The 1,612-nt window shown below is 73.0% G+C and carries 3 protein-coding genes; 2 read left to right on the plus strand and 1 reads right to left on the minus strand.

Annotated features, from left to right (window positions below; translation table 11 throughout):
- Nucleotides 1–93: 93 nt before the first annotated feature.
- Nucleotides 94–405, minus strand: a complete 312-nt coding sequence (locus RIN80_RS25785; protein WP_309098048.1) for a hypothetical protein — start codon at nt 403–405, stop codon at nt 94–96.
- A gap of 182 nt (nt 406–587) precedes the next feature.
- Between RIN80_RS25785 and RIN80_RS25790 the strand changes: the two genes are divergently transcribed.
- Both RIN80_RS25790 and RIN80_RS25795 read left to right on the plus strand, forming a co-directional pair.
- Entirely contained in the window at nt 588–1,010 is a 423-nt protein-coding gene (locus RIN80_RS25790; RefSeq protein WP_309098049.1) for an Hsp20/alpha crystallin family protein, read from the plus strand.
- A 118-nt stretch (nt 1,011–1,128) separates the two neighbouring features.
- Nucleotides 1,129–1,578: a DUF2267 domain-containing protein gene (locus RIN80_RS25795; protein WP_309098050.1), complete on the plus strand. Its 450-nt coding sequence runs from the start codon at nt 1,129–1,131 to the stop codon at nt 1,576–1,578.
- Nucleotides 1,579–1,612 lie beyond the last annotated feature (34 nt).

Raw genomic sequence — 1,612 nt, forward strand, 5'->3', positions numbered from 1 at the left:
GTGTGCCCGGCACCGTGTGCCCATCACCGTGTGCCCACGCGGCCCGGCCTGTCGGCACGAGGCCGGACCGCGGGCCGCGCGGCTTCCCGGGCCCTACGCCCCGCCCCGCCGCCGGTCCGCCACCACCCAGGACGCCAGCCCCACGGCCCCCGCCACGCCGAACACGGCAGGCCAGGCCCCCACCTTCCGGGCCAGCGGGTGAGAGCCGGCGAACGCGGCGACATAGGCGGCCGACAACGCCCCCGCGGCCACCCCGCCGGCCTGCTGCCGCCACTGCCGTGCGGCCGCCGCACCGGCTGCGGCGAGCACGACCCCGCCGAGCGGCCGCTGCCTGGTCCACCGGGCCACGCCGTACCCGCCCACGAGCCCGCTCGCGGCCACCACCGCGCTGGGAACCTTCGCCATACCTGCCTCCTGCCACGCTTGCGAGACCACGAGGCTAACCCCCCACGGAACACGCCCCGAGCCCACCACCCCCGCCTCGAACCTGAGTCGAGGCTTGTCAAGTTTCCTCCTCCGAGCTATATAAGAGGACATAGAACGTAGGGCATCGCACTCACAGCGTCTGAAGAGAGGAGTGACCCGTGATGCTCATGCGCACGGACCCCTTCCGTGAACTCGACCGGCTCACCCAGCAGGTCCTGGGCTCCGCCACCCGCCCGTCCGCGATGGCGATGGACGCCTACCGCTCCGGGGACGACTTCTACGTCCACTTCGACCTCCCCGGCATCGACCCCGAGACGATCGAACTGGACGTCGAACGCAACGTCCTCAACGTGCGAGCCGAGCGCAGGTCCCCCGCCCCCGAGGGCGCGGAAACGCTGGTCGCCGAGCGTCCCACCGGCACCTTCACCCGCCAGCTCTTCCTCGGCGACACGCTCGACACGGAGCGCATCGACGCCTCGTACGAGGCCGGTGTCCTGACCCTGCGCATTCCCGTGGCCGAGCAGGCCAAGCCCCGCCGCATCCAGATCACGGGCGGCGACAGCCGCAAGCAGATCAGCGGCTGACCGCACCCCCCCCCGCGAACACCGCCCGTCCACGGGTCGCGCCACCGCGTGCGGTACGCACGCACGGTGGCGCGCCCCGGGAGGACCGCACCCACGCACCCGGAGGAACAACCCGCACATGAGCACGGCGACAGTGCCCGGTGTGACCGCGAGAGACCACGATGACGACAACGGCTGGCCCCGACTCGTCGAGGCAGTCCGCGCGTCGGGCCAGTACGACACCCGGACCAAGGCCGAACAGGTCACCCGTACCGTCCTGGCGGCCCTCGGTGCCCATGTCATCGGCGAGGAACGGGTCGACCTGGCCCGCGCCCTCCCCGAAGAGGCGGCCCGCCTGATCGCCGCCCAGATCCCGGCCACGCACCGGCTGACCGCCGCGCGGTTCGTCGACGAGGTGGCGTCCCGCACCCCGGGAGCCACTCCCGCCACGGCCCGCTGGGACGTCAGCTCCGTCCTCAGCGTGCTCCCACCGCTGATCGGCGACGACCTGGTGACCCGCATCCTGGCCCAACTCCCCCCGGGCTACGCCCTCCTGTTCGGCCGAGCGGACCTGAGTCCGGCGGCGTAGGCTCCTGATCCGCGTGCGACGGCCACCACGGTGA

The sequence above is a fragment of the Streptomyces sp. genome, assembly GCF_031181705.1.
GTDB lineage: Bacteria > Actinomycetota > Actinomycetes > Streptomycetales > Streptomycetaceae > Streptomyces.

Coding starts and splice junctions, on each gene's coding strand:
- RIN80_RS25785 (WP_309098048.1), bottom strand. CDS start 405: ATGGCGAAGGTTCCCAGCGCGGTGGTGGCCGCGAGCGGGCTCGTGGGC.
- RIN80_RS25790 (WP_309098049.1), top strand. CDS start 588: ATGCTCATGCGCACGGACCCCTTCCGTGAACTCGACCGGCTCACCCAG.
- RIN80_RS25795 (WP_309098050.1), top strand. CDS start 1,129: ATGAGCACGGCGACAGTGCCCGGTGTGACCGCGAGAGACCACGATGAC.